21 protein-coding genes and 1 other RNA gene are annotated in these 18,539 nt (G+C 65.6%); 14 read left to right on the plus strand and 8 right to left on the minus strand.

Translation table 11 applies throughout. The features are described from left to right. The first annotated feature begins 191 nt into the window (after positions 1-191). Positions 192-380 (plus strand): hypothetical protein, encoded by a 189-nt coding sequence (locus XCSCFBP4642_RS25595; protein WP_053329650.1) that lies wholly within the window; start codon positions 192-194, stop codon positions 378-380. A gap of 52 nt (positions 381-432) precedes the next feature. Here XCSCFBP4642_RS25595 and XCSCFBP4642_RS27855 read toward each other — a convergent pair. After that, a non-coding RNA gene (locus XCSCFBP4642_RS27855) (sX9 sRNA) lies at positions 433-502 on the minus strand. Positions 503-786: 284 nt separating this feature from the next. After that, complete coding sequence (locus tag XCSCFBP4642_RS0122180) at positions 787-1,122, minus strand: zinc ribbon domain-containing protein YjdM (protein ID WP_029221702.1); 336 nt, start codon at positions 1,120-1,122, stop codon at positions 787-789. A 111-nt stretch (positions 1,123-1,233) separates the two neighbouring features. Here XCSCFBP4642_RS0122180 and XCSCFBP4642_RS0122185 point away from each other — a divergent pair, with 111 nt between their 5' ends. The 4 genes from XCSCFBP4642_RS0122185 to XCSCFBP4642_RS0122200 all read left to right on the plus strand — a co-directional run bounded on the left by XCSCFBP4642_RS0122185 (position 1,234) and on the right by XCSCFBP4642_RS0122200 (position 5,031). Further along, entirely contained in the window at positions 1,234-2,301 is a 1,068-nt protein-coding gene (locus XCSCFBP4642_RS0122185; protein WP_029221703.1) for a cation diffusion facilitator family transporter, read from the plus strand. A 368-nt stretch (positions 2,302-2,669) separates the two neighbouring features. Then, positions 2,670-3,143 carry an FKBP-type peptidyl-prolyl cis-trans isomerase gene (locus XCSCFBP4642_RS0122190; protein WP_029221704.1) on the plus strand — a complete coding sequence of 158 codons (474 nt, stop codon included), beginning with the start codon at positions 2,670-2,672 and terminating at the stop codon, positions 3,141-3,143. Positions 3,144-3,279: 136 nt separating this feature from the next. Then, positions 3,280-4,656 (plus strand): Hsp70 family protein, encoded by a 1,377-nt coding sequence (locus tag XCSCFBP4642_RS0122195; protein ID WP_029221705.1) that lies wholly within the window; start codon positions 3,280-3,282, stop codon positions 4,654-4,656. A gap of 189 nt (positions 4,657-4,845) precedes the next feature. After that, positions 4,846-5,031, plus strand: a complete 186-nt coding sequence (locus XCSCFBP4642_RS0122200; protein WP_029221706.1) for a hypothetical protein — start codon at positions 4,846-4,848, stop codon at positions 5,029-5,031. A gap of 134 nt (positions 5,032-5,165) precedes the next feature. On the opposite strand, the gene XCSCFBP4642_RS0122205 is transcribed toward XCSCFBP4642_RS0122200, so the two are convergent. The 3 genes from XCSCFBP4642_RS0122205 to XCSCFBP4642_RS0122215 are packed head-to-tail and all read right to left on the minus strand — an operon-like array spanning position 5,166 to position 7,170. Further along, positions 5,166-6,050 (minus strand): DUF4097 family beta strand repeat-containing protein, encoded by an 885-nt coding sequence (locus XCSCFBP4642_RS0122205; protein ID WP_029221707.1) that lies wholly within the window; start codon positions 6,048-6,050, stop codon positions 5,166-5,168. Between the two features lie 11 nt (positions 6,051-6,061). Continuing rightward, positions 6,062-6,583, minus strand: coding sequence for a hypothetical protein (locus tag XCSCFBP4642_RS0122210; RefSeq protein ID WP_029221708.1), 522 nt, complete (start codon positions 6,581-6,583; stop codon positions 6,062-6,064). Beyond that, on the minus strand, positions 6,580-7,170 hold the full coding sequence (locus XCSCFBP4642_RS0122215) for an RNA polymerase sigma factor (protein WP_029221709.1): 591 nt from the start codon (positions 7,168-7,170) through the stop codon (positions 6,580-6,582). The genes XCSCFBP4642_RS0122210 and XCSCFBP4642_RS0122215 overlap by 4 nt, the downstream gene beginning before the upstream one ends. A gap of 267 nt (positions 7,171-7,437) precedes the next feature. Between XCSCFBP4642_RS0122215 and XCSCFBP4642_RS25600 the strand changes: the two genes are divergently transcribed. Together XCSCFBP4642_RS25600 and XCSCFBP4642_RS0122225 are read left to right on the plus strand one after the other, a co-directional pair. Continuing rightward, on the plus strand, positions 7,438-7,689 hold the full coding sequence (locus tag XCSCFBP4642_RS25600) for a hypothetical protein (protein WP_228325692.1): 252 nt from the start codon (positions 7,438-7,440) through the stop codon (positions 7,687-7,689). Between the two features lie 368 nt (positions 7,690-8,057). Continuing rightward, positions 8,058-8,651, plus strand: coding sequence for a mechanosensitive ion channel domain-containing protein (locus tag XCSCFBP4642_RS0122225; protein WP_029221711.1), 594 nt, complete (start codon positions 8,058-8,060; stop codon positions 8,649-8,651). A 95-nt stretch (positions 8,652-8,746) separates the two neighbouring features. Here the strand turns inward: XCSCFBP4642_RS0122225 and XCSCFBP4642_RS0122230 are convergent, their stop codons facing one another. Further along, positions 8,747-9,013, minus strand: coding sequence for a DksA/TraR family C4-type zinc finger protein (locus XCSCFBP4642_RS0122230; RefSeq protein ID WP_029221712.1), 267 nt, complete (start codon positions 9,011-9,013; stop codon positions 8,747-8,749). 131 nt (positions 9,014-9,144) lie between these two features. Here XCSCFBP4642_RS0122230 and XCSCFBP4642_RS0122235 point away from each other — a divergent pair, with 131 nt between their 5' ends. Next, positions 9,145-9,399: a DUF2789 domain-containing protein gene (locus tag XCSCFBP4642_RS0122235; protein WP_029221713.1), complete on the plus strand. Its 255-nt coding sequence runs from the start codon at positions 9,145-9,147 to the stop codon at positions 9,397-9,399. Positions 9,400-9,560: 161 nt separating this feature from the next. On the opposite strand, the gene XCSCFBP4642_RS27860 is transcribed toward XCSCFBP4642_RS0122235, so the two are convergent. Continuing rightward, positions 9,561-9,734: a DUF1328 domain-containing protein gene (locus XCSCFBP4642_RS27860; RefSeq protein WP_029221714.1), complete on the minus strand. Its 174-nt coding sequence runs from the start codon at positions 9,732-9,734 to the stop codon at positions 9,561-9,563. Positions 9,735-10,152: 418 nt separating this feature from the next. On the opposite strand from XCSCFBP4642_RS27860, the gene XCSCFBP4642_RS0122250 reads away from it, so the two are divergent. From XCSCFBP4642_RS0122250 to XCSCFBP4642_RS0122260, 3 genes are all read left to right on the plus strand, one after another. Then, entirely contained in the window at positions 10,153-10,680 is a 528-nt protein-coding gene (locus XCSCFBP4642_RS0122250; RefSeq protein ID WP_029221715.1) for a M48 metallopeptidase family protein, read from the plus strand. Positions 10,681-10,715: 35 nt separating this feature from the next. Further along, a complete protein-coding gene (locus XCSCFBP4642_RS28985) occupies positions 10,716-11,972 on the plus strand; it encodes a 2OG-Fe(II) oxygenase (RefSeq protein WP_029221716.1) in 1,257 nt (418 codons plus the stop codon). Between the two features lie 156 nt (positions 11,973-12,128). After that, positions 12,129-13,229 carry a Glu/Leu/Phe/Val dehydrogenase dimerization domain-containing protein gene (locus tag XCSCFBP4642_RS0122260; RefSeq protein ID WP_029221717.1) on the plus strand — a complete coding sequence of 367 codons (1,101 nt, stop codon included), beginning with the start codon at positions 12,129-12,131 and terminating at the stop codon, positions 13,227-13,229. 97 nt (positions 13,230-13,326) lie between these two features. Here the strand turns inward: XCSCFBP4642_RS0122260 and XCSCFBP4642_RS0122265 are convergent, their stop codons facing one another. Continuing rightward, positions 13,327-16,170 carry an autotransporter serine protease gene (locus tag XCSCFBP4642_RS0122265; protein ID WP_029221718.1) on the minus strand — a complete coding sequence of 948 codons (2,844 nt, stop codon included), beginning with the start codon at positions 16,168-16,170 and terminating at the stop codon, positions 13,327-13,329. A 159-nt stretch (positions 16,171-16,329) separates the two neighbouring features. Here XCSCFBP4642_RS0122265 and XCSCFBP4642_RS0122270 point away from each other — a divergent pair, with 159 nt between their 5' ends. The 3 genes from XCSCFBP4642_RS0122270 (at position 16,330) to XCSCFBP4642_RS0122280 (ending at position 18,524) form a co-directional block, all read left to right on the plus strand. Beyond that, positions 16,330-17,505 (plus strand): thiolase family protein, encoded by a 1,176-nt coding sequence (locus XCSCFBP4642_RS0122270; protein ID WP_029221719.1) that lies wholly within the window; start codon positions 16,330-16,332, stop codon positions 17,503-17,505. A gap of 122 nt (positions 17,506-17,627) precedes the next feature. Beyond that, on the plus strand, positions 17,628-17,969 hold the full coding sequence (locus tag XCSCFBP4642_RS0122275; protein WP_029221720.1) for a hypothetical protein: 342 nt from the start codon (positions 17,628-17,630) through the stop codon (positions 17,967-17,969). 228 nt (positions 17,970-18,197) lie between these two features. Continuing rightward, positions 18,198-18,524, plus strand: coding sequence for an XAC1346 family secretion chaperone (locus tag XCSCFBP4642_RS0122280; protein ID WP_029221721.1), 327 nt, complete (start codon positions 18,198-18,200; stop codon positions 18,522-18,524). Positions 18,525-18,539 lie beyond the last annotated feature (15 nt).

Raw genomic sequence — 18,539 nt, forward strand, 5'->3', positions numbered from 1 at the left:
CATCACGCCACCTCGTTGGCTTCAGGTGACAGCAGCATCCACCCAGCGCGGCGCAGATCCTGCGACAGGCGGCTGATGGTCAGGGCTAATCAGGTCCCAGCATGTTGCGTGCATGATCGGAAGACGCACAGGGGCTGGTGGTGGAAGTCTCCCCGCGCCATCCCGGCACGCATCGCCATTACCGGGTGGAACTGATGGACAGCTGCAACGAACTGAGCGGCGCCCCGCCGATTCGCTTCGTGTCCGGCATGGGCTTGAACGCGATCTGCGGCAATCCCGGCGACAAGGTCGACGTGCTGGACGAGATCGGCATTGCCGGCGCAAACGCCGGTGCCGGCCACGAAGGACACCTGGGCACGACACGTGGCGGCCGGCTCTGACGCATGCGCCAGAGCTGCCTGGTGGCAGCGGTGTATCCGCGCGACTAAGCGCGGCTATCAAACCGTAGCGAGTTGCCGTCAGGTGGCGGACGGCGCGGAGCCGGAGTGTACGGGTGCTACATGCGGCACCGGGCTCCGGCAGCGCCCGCCTGACGGTGAGCGCCGTAGTGTTGTAGCTGCTCCAGATATCGGCGTGTGGGCTCGGCTGGGTGGGCCTGGCGCGTTGCGCATGGAACCCGATCTTGCGGCACGTGCTGGTTGCCGCTCGCCGCGCCGGTGCGGCTCACCGCGACGCAGCTCACTGCACGCCGCCATCAACCGGGTGCACAGAGGCCGCAGCGCGCATGCAGTACCGATCAGGCACCGCACATGCGCAACTGCCAGCCAGCACGCCGCCAGCAAGCGGTCATGCCTTACGCAGGAAGCAGGTCTTCAGCACCAGGCCCTTGATCTTTTCCGAGTTGCCTTCGACATGCTCGGCATCGTCTTCGACCAGGCGGATATTGCGGATCACCGTGCCCTGCTTGAGCGGAATCGACGAGCCCTTGACCTTGAGATCCTTGATCACCGTCACCGTATCGCCGGCCTGCAGCACATTGCCGTTGCTGTCGCGTACCACGGTGGCGTGTGCGGCAGGCTCCCCCGCGCTCCACTCGAAACCGCAGTCTGCGCAGACCGACAGCGCGCCGTCGGCATAGGTGTTGTCCTGGCCGCATTGCGGGCAGGCGGGAACGGTAGACATGCGAGTCCTTGATCGAAACGGGCGTGGATTGTAGCTGCCGGCGCTGCGATCACGTAGCGGGCACGGCTGCAGCGCGATAGTGCAGCGCTTGCCGACCACTGCAGGCCGCCCGTGTCCAAACGCTCAGCCCCTTCCACACCTGCTGCCGCATCGCCGCGCATCGATGTGCCCGCTGCCGGGCAGAACGGCGACGCCGCCAAGGCCGCAGATGCGAACGCCGGGCCGGATCACACCAAGGGTTCGCATCTGGTGGTCTACGTCGCCCTGGCCGGCAACCTGGCCATTGCGGTGGCCAAGTTCATCGCGGCCGGCATCTCCGGCAGCTCGGCCATGCTCAGCGAGGGCGTGCATTCGCTGGTGGACACCGTCAACGAAGTGCTGCTGTATGGCCTGCGTCGTGCGGCGCGCGCGCCCACGCCTACCCATCCGTTCGGCTACGGGCGCGAGCTGTATTTCTGGAGCTTCATCGTGGCGCTGCTGGTGTTTGCGATGGGCGCCGGCATATCGCTGTACGAAGGCATCGTGCATCTGCGCCATCCCGAGCCTGCCAAGAGCCACCTGATCGCCTACTGCGTGCTCGGCGTGTCCATCGTGTTCGAGGGCATTTCCTGGGTGGTGGCGTTGCGCGAGTTCCGCGCCAAGAAGGGCCGCATGGGCTACTTCGAGGCGTTTCGCAACAGCAAGGACCCCAGCACCTTCACCGTGCTGCTGGAAGACAGCGCCGCGCTGATCGGCTTGTTCATGGCCCTGCTCGGTCTGGCCGGGGCGCAGCTACTGGACATGCCGGAGCTCGACGGCATTGCCTCGATCGGCATTGCCGGCGTGCTCGCCTTTACCGCTTTCCTGCTGGCGCGGGAAACCAAGGGCTTGCTGATCGGCGAACCCGCGCATGCGCATGTCAGCGCGTCGCTGTTGCGCATTGCCGCCAGCGACCCGGACGTCCGCGCCGCCAATGGCGTGCTGACCATGCAGATGGGTCCCAACCAGGTCGTGGCCGCGCTGAGTGCCGAGTTCGAAGACACCCGCAGCACGCCGGACATCGAAGCCTGCGTCGGGCGTATCGAAGCGGCGGCCAAGCGCCAGCATCCGGAGATCACCGCCCTGTTCGTCAAGCCGCAGACTCCGGAAACCTGGCGGGCGCGGCGCACCCAGATCGAACGTGGCGCGCAGACCGACTGAGCGCGATCGACACACATGCCATGCCAAACTGACAGGCGCGCTTAGCGCGTTTCTGCAGGATGCACGCTGCCTGCGGTGGGCGTGGCATCGCGTCACACCAGCGCGCCTGATCGCAGCCGGCACGCTACGCCATGCCCGATGACCACTCACACCGGTACGGCCGATAGGTCTTGCGTGTACCGCATATGCGCAGCGTCATCCGGCAGTGCAACCGACATGCGCGTTTCCACCAAGCTGATCCTCGGCCCAATAGCCGCTCCGGCAGCGGTTGCATGATGCAGCCCGATTGCCTACGGTGTGCCTGCGGCATCTGTTCGCATCGTGAATCAGCCGGTGCACTCCCCTCGCCCCCCTCATGGAGGTTTCCAATGGAAATCAGCCAGGGTCGCGTTGCGACCATTCATTACACCCTTTCCGACGACAGCGGCCAGGTGCTGGACCGTTCCACGCCGGACACGCCGCTGAGCTATCTGCATGGTGCCGGCAATATCGTTTCCGGCCTGGAGCAGGCGCTGGACGGCAGGCAAGCCGGCGACACCCTCACTGCCGATGTCGCTCCGGAACAAGGCTATGGTCCACGCCATGAGCAACTGATCCAGCATGTGCCGCGCGACGCCTTCCCGACCGATGTGGACGTGGTGCCAGGCGTGCAGTTCGAGGCACGGACCCAGCAGGGTCCCGTACTGGTCACCGTGACCGAGGTCGGCCCCGAGCAGGTCACCGTGGACGGCAACCACCCGCTCGCTGGGCAGACCCTGCATTTCGCAGTGGAAGTGGTGCAGGTGCGCGAAGCCACCACCGACGAATTGTACCAGGGCCACGTCGACGATGTCGCCGCCTGAGGCCAACAGCCATGTGCCTTCGGCATATGGCAGGGCTGACTCTACTTCGTCTGGGAACGTCGTCCAGACACTCCGGCCTGGACTGCAGAAGCGGCCACCGTAGTAAAGTGCGCGGCCCGTTCCCAGGCAGCTGCGCATGAAACTCGGCATCGACTTCGGTACCAGCAACTCCGCCGCTGCGGCAATCGTCGACGGCCAGGTGGAGCCGGTGCGCTTCGGCGAGGCCTTGCAGTTCCGCACCACGGTGTACTTTCCCGAGATCATGCGCGACCCGGAGGATTTCAGCCTGACACCGGCGCTGGAATACGAGATGGAGCGCCTGATCGATTCCGCGCGTCGCGACGCCACCGCTGCCGGGCGCTCCTCCACTCCCGACAGCCTGCGGCGCGATGCGCTGCGTATCGTGCGCCGCCAGTGGATGGAGCAGCAGGTGCGCGAGCCGCGGAGTTCGGCGGCACTGCTGCAGAACGCGGTCTACGGCGACGAGGCGCTGGACGCCTACTTTCTCGAGGGCGAAGGCAATCTGGTGCAGAGCCCCAAGTCGATGCTGGGCTACAACCTGCATCCGCGTGCGCGCCAGACCATTACCGGCATCGCCACGCACGTGCTGGAACATATCCGTCTCACCGCCTCGCGTCAGTTCGACATCAATATCCGCGAGGCCGTGCTCGGTCGTCCGGTGCAGTTCCGCAGTTCGATCGGTGATGCAGGCAATGCACAGGCGCTGGATATCCTGCAGACCGCCGCCATCGCCGCCGGCTTCGACAGCGTGGAGTTTCTCGAAGAACCCGCTGCAGCGGCCATGCATTACCACGTCAGCCACGACAGCCGGCACGAGACCGTGGTGGTCGATATCGGTGGCGGCACCACCGATATCGCGCATGCCAGCGTCGGTGGCAGCACTGCGCCGCAGGTGCATCGCGCCTGGGGCGTCGCGCGCGGCGGGACCGATATCGATCTGGCGCTCAGCCTTGCCAGCTACATGCCGCTGTTCGGCCGCGGCACCACTCGCGTACCGGCGCACCATTACGTGGAAGCGGCGATGGTGCAGGACATGACGCGCCAGCGCGAATTCCGCCTGCACAACTACCAGGACGCCCCGGCCCCGTTCGATACGCGCCTGAAGGCGCTGCAGGACACCGGCAATACCGCGCGCCTGTATCGCAACGTGGAAGCCTGCAAGATTGCGCTCAGCGAAACCGACCAGCACCACACGGCACTGGATTTCATCGAACGCGGCCTGCAGGTGGACGTGCAGGCCGATGCATTGGTTGCGTCCGCCTCCAGCTATCTGCGCGAGCTGGAAGCGCTGCTGGCGCAGGTCCGCGCCGACATGGCGGCAGCGCCGGCAACCCTGTTCCTGACCGGCGGCATGTCGCGCGCCGGCTATCTGCGCGACGCGGTGGCGGCCGCTTTCCCGGAATCGCGCATGGTGCAGGGCGATCCGTCGTTCGGGGTCGTGCAAGGCCTGGCCTGGGCTGCGGCAGGCGGCGCCCGTCCATCGGGCGGTTAACAAAAGTCGTTAATCAGCTCGTATAATGCACGGTTGCTGCCTGACGCCCCGCCGTCATGCATGCAAGGCACGCCTGCCGTGCCGCCGCGACTGCGCACCGAACGCGATCGCACTTCTCGACACCGCTTCACGCGCGCGCCACCCTTGCCGCATGCGGTGTCATTGCACTTCCCCGCTACAGGAGGCCACATGGCACGTCCCGCGACCAAGCAGAAATCCCAGCCCAGCATCGCTCGCAGCGAAGGCAAGTCGCAGCCGCTCAGTCGTGAGCGCATCGCTGCCGACATTGCCGCGTTCCGCAAGACCGGCGGCCGGATCGAAGTGCTCACCACCAACTTCGGCCCCGCGCGCAACGATGGCGACAAGATCGGCTGAGCGGCACGCCGCTGCCGTCTGCCCCGCCGTGCGGCGAGCAGACCGGCAGTGGCCTGCAAGGGTTGCCTTGAAGTGTTTCACCGACGTGCCATCGCAAGGTGGCACGTTTGTTTTGCAGCCCCGGTTGCCGCGGCTCAGTTGGTGTAGTCGATGCGCACCGAGCCCGAGTGCGACTCCAGCTTGACGTCGCCATTGCCGCCCCCCAGCGTGGTGCGCAGGCGCTTGCCGGGGCCGTACTCGGGGCGTTCGACCTTGCCGACCACCGAGCGGATGGCGCCGCTGAACACGTCCACGTCCAGCGCTGCCGACACGTTGCGCGGCACCCCCAGCGCGATCGTGCCGCTGACGCTTTCTGCAGAAATGCTGCCGCCCGGCGCCAGCCCGGCCACTGTCAATGCGGTCGCGCCCGACACGCTTTCCGAGCGCAGCTGCGACACCTGGCCGGCACCGATCCGGATCTGACCGGACACCGATTCGACCGACACCACGCCGCTGGCGCCCGCCTGCGCGTCGATCTCCCCGCTGACCGTCCCCAAGGTCACCCGCGTACTGTTCACCGTGCTGCGCAGCTGCCCGCTGACCGTTTCCAGGTGCGTTTCCTTGGCGCGCCCGCTGGCGACCACATCGCCACTGACGGACTTGAGCTGCAGCGTCGCCAGGTCGACCTGATCCACATCGACCGACGCACTGACCGCATCCACCTGCAACAAGGCACCGCGCGGCACGCGCAACTCCAGCTGCGCGCCCTGGCCGTTGCGGCTATTGCGCGGGTAGATCACCTCGAACTGCAGCCGGTTCGAGCTTGCGTCCACATCCAGCCGCTGGCCCTCGCCCAGGGTCCCGGTCAGCGACACTTCGTCGCGGTCCCAGCCGCGCACGCGGATCTTGCCGGCAATGTTTTCCAGTTCCACGCGCCCTCCGCGCGCCAGCGGATGACTCTGATTCACGGCGTTCTGCGCTGCCGCAGGCGCAGCGCAGAACGCGGCCAACAGCAGCAGGGAAACGGTGGCGTAGCGCATGGGCATGCTCCTCAACTCGGAAAGGACGCCTCGCCTTGCGAGGCGAGACGGGTCAACTGCAGCCGCTTGGCGTAGGTACGCTGCAGCTGCGACAACAAAAAGACCGAACGCGGGCTCTGCACGATGGCGGCATGAATGCTGCGGGCGCTGTGATCCAGCGCGTCCAGCGCGGGCCGCAGCTCTGCCGGTACCTGCTGCAGCGGAAATTCCGCCATGGCCTGCTGGTATTGCCCAGCCATCGCCTGCGCCTGCAGCACCAGCGCCGGCTGTGCGGGCGGTGGCGCAGACCGATGGATGCCGGGCACGACTGCGATCAAGGCCACCGCTGCGGCCAGGGCCACGCCGAGCGCCGGTATTGCCCACACCCGCCTGCGCTGCTGCCGCAGCGCAGCGGCGCCGGGCTGCAGCCCCAACGCGGGGGCGATGCGTTCCCACACCTGCGCAGGTGGCAGGCGCTGCTGCGGCAAGGCCTGCAGGCGCGCGCGCAATGCAGCGTCCGCGGCCCCGTCGTGGTCATGCGACTCAGGGGTCATGCGGGTTCTCCCAACCGCGCGCGCAGCAGGCCACGCGCACGATGCAGTTGTGCCTTGGAACTGCCGACCGCCATCTGTAGCTGGTCGGCAATCTCCTGGTGTTTCCAGCCTTCGATATCGTGCAGCACCAGCACTGCACGGGCGCGTGGCGGCAGAGTTTCCAGCGCCCGTTCAAGGTCCATCCGGGTCGACTGGCACCGCGCAGCGTCGGGCACCGCTGCCAGAATCTCGCCGTCGGCATCGTCCACGACAGGGTGGCCGGAGGCCGCGTGCGCACGCAATTCCATCAGCGCGGTATTGACGGCCAGGCGGTGCAGCCAGGTACCCAGCGCGCTATGGAAACGGAACTGCGGCAGAGCCTTCCACGCGGCGATGAAGGTCTCCTGCAACACGTCGTCGGCGCGCGCGGCGTGACCGCCACACAGGCGCCAGACCAGCGCATACAACCGCGGCGAATGCCGGCGGTAGATCGCCTCGTAAGCCGCACGCTCTCCTGCCGCCGCCGCATGCGCCAACGCCGCGTCGTCGCGGTCGGCGGAGGTGGCGCCGGGCGGTGGTCGGTCGATGGGCACGGAGGTGTCTAGCATAGCCAGTTGGATGCGCCTGACGGCGCAAAGGTTTAAACCTCGGCAGATTTTCTTGCACCCGCGTCTGAGGTGCAGCGTGCCGCTGCAGGATTGGACTGGCGTTGCATCGATCGCGTGCCCGCCCCGCCGCGCCCGCTGGAGCGCAATGCAGATTGCGCTCTAAACCTTTTCGGCGGTTGGCGCATCCAAGTCTGCAACGGCGCGCCTGTGCCGTACGCCGCCTGCTCCCTCCGTGCCGGCAGCGCCTGGTCCACGCTGGAGATCGTCATGTCGCACCTGCTCGGCCTGATTCTGGCCTTGTGCTCCCCCAGCCACTGCACATCCGCGCTGCCGCTGGACGCGGTACAGCTCACACTGACACCTACCCGGGCCGAACTGTGCCTGCAGCGCACAGCGTGGCCGCAGCCCTTCTGCATCAGCGTGGAGGGCCCAGCTGGATGGATGCCGGTCCGTTCCGTCGAGCAGACCTGGCAGCGCCTGGTCAGGCTGGCTGCCCCTGGCCTGCGCCATCCGCATTGAACCGCAAGACTGGCCTCACAATCCGTTGCAGCCGCATGCATCGCGGCGTGATCGCCGCCCTGGCCGCAGTGCAGCCAGGCAGTGCAGCCAGGGCGCGCATCAACACTGTGCACGGCGAACGCGCCGTGATTGACGCACGCGGCACACAGATTGCCGGCGAATGCCTTTCGCATGGGCCTGGATCGATACGCACACAGCACCGAATTGCGAGGTCAGCTGGAAAGCATTGGCCACGCATCGCAACGCCTTACATAGGCCGATAGCGTCGGGCATCTTGCCTGGCTGGATGCGCGCGCATTTAACCTCTGCTCCTGGTGGGCGGAAGTCGCACGTTACAATGGGCCCCTGTCCCGCTGTCCCATTAAGTGATGTCCGCGTCCGATGCCTTGCCCGCCATGATCCGCAGTCTGTTGCCGCACTGGAATCCGGAATGGCTGGCGGTGGCGGTGCCAACGATCAAGATCGTCATGATCCTCGCGGCCGCAGCGCTGACCCGGTTATTGCTGCGCCAGCTGCTGCGACGCATCTGCGCGCATTACAGCGTGCCGGCCGAGATCACGATTGGTATTCGTCGCGTCGGTAGCTTCGTCATTTCGCTCAGTGCGGTCCTGATTGCGCTGCACGTGCTTGGGGTCTCGACCGCCGTGCTATGGACGGCCTTCACCAGCTTTGCAGCGGTCGGCGCGGTCGCGTTCTTCGCTGCGTGGAGTGTGCTGTCCAATATCTTCTGCACATTCCTGATCATCACCACCCGCCCATTCCGGCTGCACGACCATATCGAATTGCTCGAAGGGGGCGACAAGCCGGGCCTGAAGGGACGCGTGATCGATATCAACGTGATCTACACGACGCTGGAAGAAACCGGCGACCATGCCGGCAGCGTGCTGCAGGTACCCAACAGCCTGTTCTTCCAGCGCACGACGCGTCGTTGGCGCGAGAGCAGCGGCTTCAACGCAAGCTAAGGGCGCAGTAGCTCACGCGGCAAACGCGCCTTGCGAGTTGGCGCGCCGCGTGATCGGCGCCGTGTCGCACGCCCACGCCGGGGTCACCGGCCCGGTCAGCGCAGCTGACTGTCCTTGCTGCCACGGCGGTTGAAACCGCCCTGCACGCCGAGCTCCTGATCATGCATTTCCTGGCAGGCCACGCACAGGTGCACGCCCGGCACGGCCCTGCGACGCGCCTCCGGGATCGGTGCGTCGCAGTCCTCGCAGTGCGTCAGGCTCGGCCCCTGGTGCAACTGGCTCCGCGCGCGCTTGATTGCATCCTCGACGGTGGCATCGATCTGGTCCTGCACCGCTCCATCACCCGCCCATCCGGTTGCCATGGTGGTTTCACCCTTCGCTGGTCAAGCTGTCGATATGGTCATCGCCGCAGGCAAATCCAAGCCGGCTGTGCACAGTGCCCTCAACCGGCGTGCTCTAACATCTGATCGTCTGCACCTACAAAGGAGTTGCAATGGAATCCCCCGTTCACCCGTTCTCGGAATTGTTCGCCCAACTTGGCCTTCCGTCAGACGAGGCAAGTATTCGCAATTTCATCGCCGAACATTCGCCGCTGCCGGGCGAGATGCGGCTGGAAGAGGCGCCGTTCTGGACGCCGGCGCAGGCGCAGTTGCTGCGTGAAGAACGCCTCGACGATGCCGACTGGATCGTGACCATCGACCAGCTCAATATCGCGCTGCATACCACGGCCGACAACACCGGCGTCTGACGGCAGGTCAGAACGGCAGTCTGCGGCTGTCGACTATGGTTGCGGCCGACTGCAGCACCGCAGCCGGAAAATCACGTATAAAAGAAGAGCGGCCAATGGCCGCTCTTTTTGGCTGCATGGCACTCGTTGACAGATGCCTTCGCAAGAATCTGCGAGCCGCCTCAGGTCACCTTCTTGGCGATCGTCATGCCCAGCACGAACAGCACGATGGCAATGATGATGCCGGCCAAGAACAGGAACTTGGCAATGCCCATCGCGGCGCCTGCCATTCCACCAAATCCAAGCGCACCGGCAATCAGCCCGATGATGGCGAAGATAATGGCCCACTTAATCATGTTGTTGTCTCCTAGTTCGACACAGTGCAATCATTCAATCGTGTGTTTGCGGCACGTCGCCGCAACACATGCGCTGCACGCTACCCACCCGGATGTGCCGCATTCGTGAATACGCATGACACACGCTGGCACACGTCCATCACCCCGGTCTGACGCGGCAGTGCCAGCCCGCAGGCACGTAGCCACACCACTGAAGCCGTGCTGTCGCCCTACACTGGTTCGATAGCGCCCGCTGTTGATCTCTGCACTCCGCTGACGGAAAACGCTCCGCGTAAGAGCCGCCCGCCTGCCACTTCACAACGGTTTTTGCGGCCGTCACCGCGGCCTCCACAACATCCACATTCCCGCCATCGTTTGAGATTCACTGCTGGCGAGCATCCCATCGGAACAGTCGCCAGTCCTGCCCGCATCGGCGATCATGCGGCTCTCGCCGCATCCGATCGCCATGGACACTCTTCGCTACCTCACCGGTTACCCACCCGCTGTCCTGGATCAGGTGCGCGAATTGATTGCGCAGGACAAGCTTGCCGCGGTACTGGCACGTCGCTATCCGGAGCGGCACTCCATTCGCACCGATCGCCACCTGTATGACTACGTCAAGGCCATGAAAGAGCGTTACCTGCGTTCCTCCCCGACCTTGCACAAAGCCGTCTACGACAACCACCTGCAGGTGGTGAAGCACGCACTGGGCACGCATACCGCAATCTCGCGCGTCCACGGCGGCCGGCTCAAGGCCAGCCGCGAGATCCGCATTGCCTCGGTGTTTCGCGACGCGCCCGAACCCTTCCTGCACATGATCGTGGCCCACGAGCTGGCGCACCTGAAAGAGGCCGATCACAACAAGGCCTTCTACCAACTGTGTCACCACATGCGCCCGGATTACCACCAGCTGGAATTCGATCTGCGGTTGTACCTGACCCATCTGGCACTGCAAGCAGGCAACTGATCGCGCAGGACAGGGCCAGGGCTTAGGATGCACTCATGCATGCATCCTCACTCGACAGCCTTCTGCTTGCCGCACAAAGCCGACAACCTGCGGCCATGAATGCCCTGGCACAGGCACTGATACGCAGCGGTCAGGCAGAAGAGTCCCTTGCCTGGTATTTGCGCAGTGCAGCCACTGGCGATGCCACTGCGCAAATCGAGGCCGGCCGCCTGCTGGCGTACGGCATCGGCTGCACGGTGGATGTCGAGCAGGCCCAAACGCATTGGCAAGATGCCGAACGCGGCGGCGCGGCGGCAGCGGGTTACCTGTTGGCGACGCTGGCAGTCGGCAGCAACCCAGTGGAGCTGGAAGCAAAGGGGCTTGCGCGCCTGCACGCGGCGGCGGCGGCCGGCTATCCCCCGGCCCTGCGCGCGTTGGCGATCCAGCACGGCCGGATCAATGATCCGCGCCAGCAACAGCGCTGCGTCGGCCTGCTGGAACACGCCGCATCGGTCGGGGACGTGCCCGCGGCGGTCCTGCTTGCCGAGCGCCTGCGACGCGGCGAAGGTGTGCCTCGTCAGCCGGACGCTGCCGCCCATCTACTGCAGCAGCTGCGGCCGCTGGGCATTACCGCCCTTCCCGATCTCGACGTTGCGCCTCCCGAGGCCGCCGAGGCCAGCGAGGCCAGCAGCGTACGCTTCACGCCGCACGGCCTGCCGACGCGGCGCCGCCAGGGGCCGCTGATCGAGGAATATTCGGCCGTGCTGTCCGCCGACGAATGCCGGTTGCTGATCCTGCTGGCGCGCCCGCATCTACGCGCCTCCCAGGTGGTAGACCCCAATGATGCACGCACGCACCACACACCGGTCCGCACCAGCCGCGGCGCCACACTGGATCCGGTTCTGGAAGACTTTGCGGCCCTTGCGGCCCAGGCACGGCTCGCCGCATGCGCGCGACTGCCACTGACCCACGCCGAACCGCTCTCGGTGCTGTGCTATGCACCCGGCGAGCACTATCGCGCACATCGTGACTACCTGCCGGCAGGCAGGGTGGCGGCCGACCGCCCCGCTGCCGGCAATCGTCTGCGTACTGTCTGCGTCTACCTCAATGCAGTCGAAGCAGGTGGCCAGACCGAATTCCCGATCGCAGGTCTCCGCGTACAGCCGCGTGCCGGCTCCGTGGTGTGTTTCGATAATCTCCACCCCGACGGCCGCCCCGATCCGGATTCGCTCCACGCCGGGCTGCCGGTCACGGCCGGAAGCAAGTGGCTGGGGACCCTGTGGTTTCGGCAGCGGCGCTATCGGGATCGGTGAACAGATTCATACACAACCCCCTGTGGACGTGGTTTAAAATGTTGCAGCGCGACGTGACCGGATTGGATCTGCAAACGTCGCGTTTTTTGTTTCCCATTGCACGGGTGCAGACCCGGCCTCAGGGAAGGCACATCACGCAGCCCCGCGGAGCCTTCGATGCTTTTCGAAACCCTCGACACCACCGGCCACGAGCAGGTGATCTTCTGTCACAACCGCGATGCCGGTCTCAAGGCCATCATTGCCTTGCACAGCACGCGGCTCGGGCCCGCTCTGGGCGGCGTGCGCATGCGTCCCTACCCCAACAGCGAGGCGGCGCTGGACGATGCGCTGCGCCTCAGCCGCACCATGACCTACAAGAACGCCCTGGCCGGCCTGAACGTCGGTGGCGGCAAGGCGGTGATCATCGGCGACCCCAAGACCGACAAGAGCGAGGCGCTGTTCCGCGCATTCGGCCGATTCGTGGACACCTTGGGCGGGCGCTACATCACCTCCGAAGATGTCGGCACCGACGTCAACGACATGGAGCAGATCTACCTGGAAAGCGAGTACGTCACCGGCGTACACCAGGTGCACCGCGGCTCCGGCGACCCTGCTCCCTTCACTGCCTATGGCGCGCTGCAGGCACTGATGGCCTCGCTCAATCGCAAGCTCGGCCATGAGGAAGTGGGCAAGGCCAGCATCGCGATCCAGGGCCTGGGCCACATCGGCATGGAATTGGTGAAGCTGCTCAAGGAACGCGGCGCGAAACTGTATGTAGCCGATCTGAATCAGGCGCTGGTGGACCGCGCGGTCGCCGAATACGGCGCCGAGGCCGTGCGCCCGGACGAGATCCATCAGGTAGCGGCCGACGTCTTCGCTCCCTGCGCGCTGGAGGGGGCCATCAACGAACAGACCCTGCCGCAACTCAAGGCCAGGATCATCTGCGGTACCGCCAATAATCAGCTCGCCAGCGCCGCCGTCGGCGAGGAACTGCACCGGCGCGGCATCCTGTATGCGCCCGATTACGTGGTCAATGCCGGCGGGGTGATGAATGTGTCGCTGGAAATCGACGGCTACAACCGCGAACGCGCCATGCGCCTGATCCGCAGCATTTACCACAATCTGGAAAAGGTCTTCGACCTGTCGGCGCAGCGGGACGTTTCGCCGCAGGTGGCGGCCGATCAGATTGCCGAAACCCGCATCAAGGCAATCAGCAAACTCAAGCTGCCGCTGGGCCGTACTGCACCGCGCTTCCTGCACAAACTACGCGGCGAGTGACTGTGAACAATAGATCGGGCGCAACCAGCAGCGCCGTACGTGATTGCCGCTGTGGCCGCCACGCCCGGGCATTGCGCCCGGGCGTCATGCACGCCGATCAGAAATCGGCGCTGTACTTCAGGCTCAGCGCGCGGTCGTCGCCACGCTCGCCCACCCGCTGGTCGTAACCGAAACGCAGCTGGCTCTGCTGCCCCAGTGGCGCGGACGCGGCGATTCCGAACAGCCCGCCCGAACGCGCCGGCTGCATGCCGCGCAACGGTGCCCAGGCATCCACACCGATGAAGCTGGCATCCAGCATCAGGCCCTGGCTGCTCAGCGCCTGCTGCCATTCGGCATACCCGCCCAACTGCAGGCCACGCCAACGGTATGCCGACCGCATGCCTGCCAGCACCTGGGTGCGCGATGACGTATTCGCATCGGCACGCAGACCGAAGCCGTCGCCACCGCTTTCGCGGAAGCCTTCGCTACGCAGGCGCACATAGTCCAGCCCCATGTATGGGGTCAGCGAGGCGGCCGCATGTCCCCAGCGGTAGCCGGCTTCCAGGTTGCTGCTGAGATAACTGCCGCTGTAATCGCTGAAGGCGCTACTGCGGTCTTCGCCCAACTGCAGGTTCCGTTCGATCTGCCGATTGACGTTGCCAAACCCCAGCTGCCCGAGCGTATAGGCCGAGCCCAGCGTGGTCCCCCAGTACAGCTGTGCCTGCACCTGACGATCGCGGCCACGTGCACCGTCCAGATCGCCCAGGCTGTTGGAGCGCGTTTCACCGAACGCAAAGCCGGTGACTGCGCCAGATGCCAGGCGCAGGTCGCTGCCCATCATCCAGCCGGAGGTGGCGAATCCGGCGGTGGTCACCCCGCCCTCGCCCGGACCACCCAGCGCGCGTTGCCAGGTACCGAGCAACCGCGGCTGCTGCGACAGGCGATCGAAATGCGACGCCAGCGCACGCCGCCCCAGATCGATGGTGTCGAAGGTCATTGCCGCCGATGCCGCATGCGCACGCCCGGACAGGCTGCGTAGCGAGTCCGCTGCCGCCTTGGCATCGGGGGCCTGCTGCAACGCCGCCGCGGCACGAATGAAGCTGCCGCTGATCGCGCCACTGCCTTGCAGCTGTTGCGCGTCTACCTTCTGGAACGCCTGCTCCACCCGAACGGCAGACTCTATCGACGCCGTCCCCACCGCACCAAGCGAGGTAGCGACCGCGGTGACATCCATGCGCTGCAGCGACACGAACGCAGTATTGGCGTCGTAGGTCACCGTGGCGTCGAGGAAGGTCACTGCCGGCCCGCCGCTGGTCGTCGCAAACGTGCCCTGCAAGCCGTTGGTCGCCTGCAATACCGGATAGGTGGTGGTGTTGGCGACGTAGCTGCGCCGGCCAAGCAATTGCAGGTCGCCGGCGATGGTCGCGGTGCCGCTTACGTTCAAGCGGTCGCCTACGTTGAGCGCCAGGCGCCCGTTACCGTCCTGGGTGTAGTTCCCATCGACCGAGAGCACTGCGCTGTTGACCTGCAGCGTGCCGGCATTGTCGACCCGCCCGCCGATTCTGCCGGCGCCGATCAGGCTCGCCCCATTGGCAATACCCACCCGTGCACTCTGCAGGCTGGCGGTCTGCAAGGTGCCGCCAAGTACCTGGGTATCGCCGGTGAAGGTATTGGCCGTGCTGCCCAAGACCAGCGTGCCGGTTCCGCGCTTGGTCAGGCCACCGGTGCCACTGATGTCGTTGGCCCAGGTCGAACGCAAGGTGTTCACGTTGACGTCCACCATGCCCCAGTCGAACCGCGCCGGCCCCAGTACCGCCTTGCCCACGTTGAGCAGCCCGTAGCCGAACACCGGATCGACGCCTGCGACGCCCAGATCGGTGGCCGTTCCCAGCAGCGTCTGGCGCACCAGATCATTGTTGAAATACGGAAATGCCTGCCATACCAGCGCCGCTGCACCGGAGACCAGCGGTGCGGCAAACGAGGTACCGCTGCCATAGAAATAACGGATGTTGCTGGCGGTGGCATCGGGGTCGATGAACATCGACGTCCCCGGCGCTACCAAGCAATAGTGCATCGCCACGCCGCAGGCATTGGAGTAGGACGCCAGCTGCGTGGGATTGGCGGTATCCAGCGCACCGACGACCAGCCAGCCACGCTCCAGGTCCGCCGCCGGCAACGTGCCGTTGGGGCCCGGCTGACTGGGAAGTGCTGCAGTGTCGGAAGGCTGCGCACGCGACTCGTTGGCTGCGGCAAATACCACCAGGCCATCGTTGTTGATGACGAAAGAACGGTATTCCTGCGCGATCTGATTGGTGACCGATACGTCGTTCCAGTACAGACCGCCCCAGGAGTTATTCATGATGCGCACGCCGGCACCGATCAGGTCGGAGTGCACAGGCTCCAGTCCAAGCGGACCATCGACCTGATTGCCGTCGCCACTACCATCGTCGGGTGGTGACTGGTCGTTGATGATGCGCGCCGACACCAAGCCCGCATCCGGGGCAATGCCACCGGGCCACTGACTGGCCGCGCGACCAGCTGCGAGCTCGGCCACTACCGTGCCATGTCCTTGCACGTCGCCCACTGCGACGTTATTGGTGCGCGGATCAACATAGATAAAGCTACTGCTCACCCGTCCCTGCAGGGACGGGTGATTGACGTTGATCCCGGTATCGATCACGCCGATGCGGTAACCGGCGCCAGAGAAGCCCAGTGCCTGTGCTGCACGGGCGTTGGTCAGCACCAGGTGCGCATCGATTGCAGGTTCCGGCGGCGGCGGTGAAATGGGCGGCGGCGGCGGAGATGTAGGAGGCGGTGGAGGCGGAGGCGATGTCGGCGGCGGAGCGGCCGGCGGCGTTGGACGGACACCACCTGCGCCACCACCCCCGCCACCGCCGCACGCAGTCAACGCCACGGCTAGCGCCGAAGCCAGGACAGTTCTGGCGACATCTATCTTCTTCATTGTGTTGCTCTCCCCGACCCCATTCCATGGAACGGACCCAACCCCGGGCCCGATTATCACTTCTTATACGGTATGCCATGCACTTGCTCCAGCGCGGCGTGCGCTGGCGCGATCCGGCCATGAGGCAGATAATCGTTTCACTTTAAACGGTATCCACTCATGTCCGACATCGTCATTGTTGCTGCAAAACGCACCGCCATCGGTTCGTTCCTCGGCCAATTCAACGCAGTGCCGGCACCTGCGCTCGCCGCTGCCGCGATCGAAGGCGCGCTGGCGCAGTCGGGGGTCGCCCCGGCCGATGTCTCCGAGGTCATCGTTGGCTGCGTGCTGCCGGCCAATCTCGGCCAGGCGCCGGCACGGCAGGCCGCCATCGCGGCCGGTATTCCGACCTCGACCGGCGCCACCACCATCAACAAGGTATGCGGCTCGGGCATGAAGGCGATCATGTTCGGCCACGACCTGATCAAGGCCGGCTCGGCCAGCATCGTGGTCGCCGGCGGCATGGAGTCGATGAGCAACGCACCGCATCTGCTGCCCCATTCGCGCACCGGTAACCGCTACGGCAATTTCCAGGCCGTCGACCACATGGCCTGGGACGGCCTGACCAACCCGTACGACGGCCAGGCCATGGGCGTGTTCGGCGAGGCCGCTGCCGAGAAGTTCGGTTTCAGCCGCGCCGACCAGGATGCGTTCGCGATCGCCTCGGTCGAACGCGCGCAGGCTGCCCAGCGCAGCGGCGCGTTCGCCGATGAAATCGTTCCGGTCATCGTGGCCACGCGCAAGGGCGAGGTCATCGTCGATCGCGATGAGCAGCCCGGCAAATCCGACGTGGCCAAGATCCCGACCCTGAAGCCGGCCTTCAAGAAAGACGGCACCGTGACCGCAGCCAGTTCGTCGAGCATTTCCGACGGCGCGGCGATCACCGTGCTGATGAGTGCCGACGACGCGAAACGTCGCGGCGTGACCGCGCTGGCACGCATCGTCGACCATGTCACCCACTCGCAGGCGCCCGAGTGGTTCACCACCGCGCCGGTAGCGGCCCTCCAGTCGCTGCTCGGCAAGATCGGCTGGCAACTGGACCAGGTGGACCTGTTCGAAATCAATGAAGCCTTTGCCGTGGTGGCGATGGCGCCGATCAAGGAGCTGGGGATTTCGCACGACAAGGTCAACGTGCATGGCGGTGCCTGCGCGCTGGGTCATCCGATCGGTGCGTCCGGTGCGCGATTGGTGGTGACATTGGTGAATGCGTTGCGCACGCGCGGAGGCAAGCGCGGGATCGCGACGCTGTGCATCGGCGGCGGCGAAGCGACCGCTATCGCTATCGAATTGATTTAACAGCCTTTAACGGCGATTTTGCAAAACTGAATGCGCGTGCGCTTGACACCCGTCTTGTGGCCGTCATCATGTCGGGGGCGCGCAATAGCGCGTTGCCTAATCTAACGACGAGGATTGAAACAATGACCATCAACAAGCTGCTGATCGCAATGGCTCTGGGCCTGGCCCTGACCGCTTGCTCGAAGCCGGAACAGGCTCAGGACGCAGCTGCTTCGGCTAACGAAGCTGCTGCCGACGCCCAGACCGCTGCCGACCAGGCTGCTGCCTCGGGCTCGCAGTCGGCTGACGCCGCTCAGGCTGCTGCCACCACCGCCGCTGCTTCGGCCGACACCGCTGCTGACGCTGCCCAGGCTGCTTCCGGCGCCGCGACCGACGCTGCTGCTGAGCAGGCTGCCGATGCTGCCAAGACGGCTGAAAACACCGCCGAAGCTGCCAAGGACACCGCTGAAGAAGCCAAGAAGTAATCACTTCTTCGCTTTAAGCGCGTTCGGAGAAAGCCGCTGGTTTCCAGCGGCTTTTTCTTTGCCTGTCGTCCACGCGAATCCTCTGCTGATCGCCAGGGATGCGTCACTGCATCGCCACCAACTCTCCTGCCTGCCCGGCATTGGGTAGCAGGCTGCACCTTGACGCAGGCTGCATCGGCCCCTGCCTAAGCTCCGCTCTCCACTACCGGAACAGGAACAGGACCACCCATGAAGACGATCCGCATGCTGTCGTTGAGCGCCATCGCTGCCCTCACTCTTGCTGCCTGCCAGGGCCCTGACGCCGAGCAGGCACGCCGCGACGCTGCCTCGGCCGCCAAGCACGCTGCCGCCGCGACCGAACAGGCCGCCGACCGCGCCGCCGTGGAAGCCAAGGCCGCCACTGCCGATGCACGCGTCGCCGCACGTGAACTGGCCGCCGACGCCAGCCGCGCCACCGCCAATGCCGCCGACGCCACTGCCGACAAGACCCGCGAGATGGCCAATAAGGCCGAGCACAATGCCGACAAGCACGACGCCGAGCATCCCCAGCACTGAGCGCAATTGACGCTC

The organism is Xanthomonas cassavae CFBP 4642, assembly GCF_000454545.1.
In the GTDB taxonomy this organism is placed as follows: domain Bacteria; phylum Pseudomonadota; class Gammaproteobacteria; order Xanthomonadales; family Xanthomonadaceae; genus Xanthomonas; species Xanthomonas cassavae.

Excerpts from the sequence above, each read along its gene's own strand:
- XCSCFBP4642_RS0122180 (WP_029221702.1), bottom strand. The coding sequence starts at position 1,122 with ATGTCTACCGTTCCCGCCTGCCCGCAATGCGGCCAGGACAACACCTAT.
- XCSCFBP4642_RS0122190 (WP_029221704.1), top strand. The coding sequence starts at position 2,670 with ATGGAAATCAGCCAGGGTCGCGTTGCGACCATTCATTACACCCTTTCC.
- XCSCFBP4642_RS0122195 (WP_029221705.1), top strand. The coding sequence starts at position 3,280 with ATGAAACTCGGCATCGACTTCGGTACCAGCAACTCCGCCGCTGCGGCA.
- XCSCFBP4642_RS0122200 (WP_029221706.1), top strand. The coding sequence starts at position 4,846 with ATGGCACGTCCCGCGACCAAGCAGAAATCCCAGCCCAGCATCGCTCGC.
- XCSCFBP4642_RS0122205 (WP_029221707.1), bottom strand. The coding sequence starts at position 6,050 with ATGCGCTACGCCACCGTTTCCCTGCTGCTGTTGGCCGCGTTCTGCGCT.
- XCSCFBP4642_RS0122210 (WP_029221708.1), bottom strand. The coding sequence starts at position 6,583 with ATGACCCCTGAGTCGCATGACCACGACGGGGCCGCGGACGCTGCATTG.
- XCSCFBP4642_RS0122215 (WP_029221709.1), bottom strand. The coding sequence starts at position 7,170 with ATGCTAGACACCTCCGTGCCCATCGACCGACCACCGCCCGGCGCCACC.
- XCSCFBP4642_RS25600 (WP_228325692.1), top strand. The coding sequence starts at position 7,438 with ATGTCGCACCTGCTCGGCCTGATTCTGGCCTTGTGCTCCCCCAGCCAC.
- XCSCFBP4642_RS0122225 (WP_029221711.1), top strand. The coding sequence starts at position 8,058 with ATGTCCGCGTCCGATGCCTTGCCCGCCATGATCCGCAGTCTGTTGCCG.
- XCSCFBP4642_RS0122230 (WP_029221712.1), bottom strand. The coding sequence starts at position 9,013 with ATGGCAACCGGATGGGCGGGTGATGGAGCGGTGCAGGACCAGATCGAT.
- XCSCFBP4642_RS0122235 (WP_029221713.1), top strand. The coding sequence starts at position 9,145 with ATGGAATCCCCCGTTCACCCGTTCTCGGAATTGTTCGCCCAACTTGGC.
- XCSCFBP4642_RS27860 (WP_029221714.1), bottom strand. The coding sequence starts at position 9,734 with ATGATTAAGTGGGCCATTATCTTCGCCATCATCGGGCTGATTGCCGGT.
- XCSCFBP4642_RS0122250 (WP_029221715.1), top strand. The coding sequence starts at position 10,153 with ATGCGGCTCTCGCCGCATCCGATCGCCATGGACACTCTTCGCTACCTC.
- XCSCFBP4642_RS28985 (WP_029221716.1), top strand. The coding sequence starts at position 10,716 with ATGCATGCATCCTCACTCGACAGCCTTCTGCTTGCCGCACAAAGCCGA.
- XCSCFBP4642_RS0122260 (WP_029221717.1), top strand. The coding sequence starts at position 12,129 with ATGCTTTTCGAAACCCTCGACACCACCGGCCACGAGCAGGTGATCTTC.
- XCSCFBP4642_RS0122265 (WP_029221718.1), bottom strand. The coding sequence starts at position 16,170 with ATGAAGAAGATAGATGTCGCCAGAACTGTCCTGGCTTCGGCGCTAGCC.
- XCSCFBP4642_RS0122270 (WP_029221719.1), top strand. The coding sequence starts at position 16,330 with ATGTCCGACATCGTCATTGTTGCTGCAAAACGCACCGCCATCGGTTCG.
- XCSCFBP4642_RS0122275 (WP_029221720.1), top strand. The coding sequence starts at position 17,628 with ATGACCATCAACAAGCTGCTGATCGCAATGGCTCTGGGCCTGGCCCTG.
- XCSCFBP4642_RS0122280 (WP_029221721.1), top strand. The coding sequence starts at position 18,198 with ATGAAGACGATCCGCATGCTGTCGTTGAGCGCCATCGCTGCCCTCACT.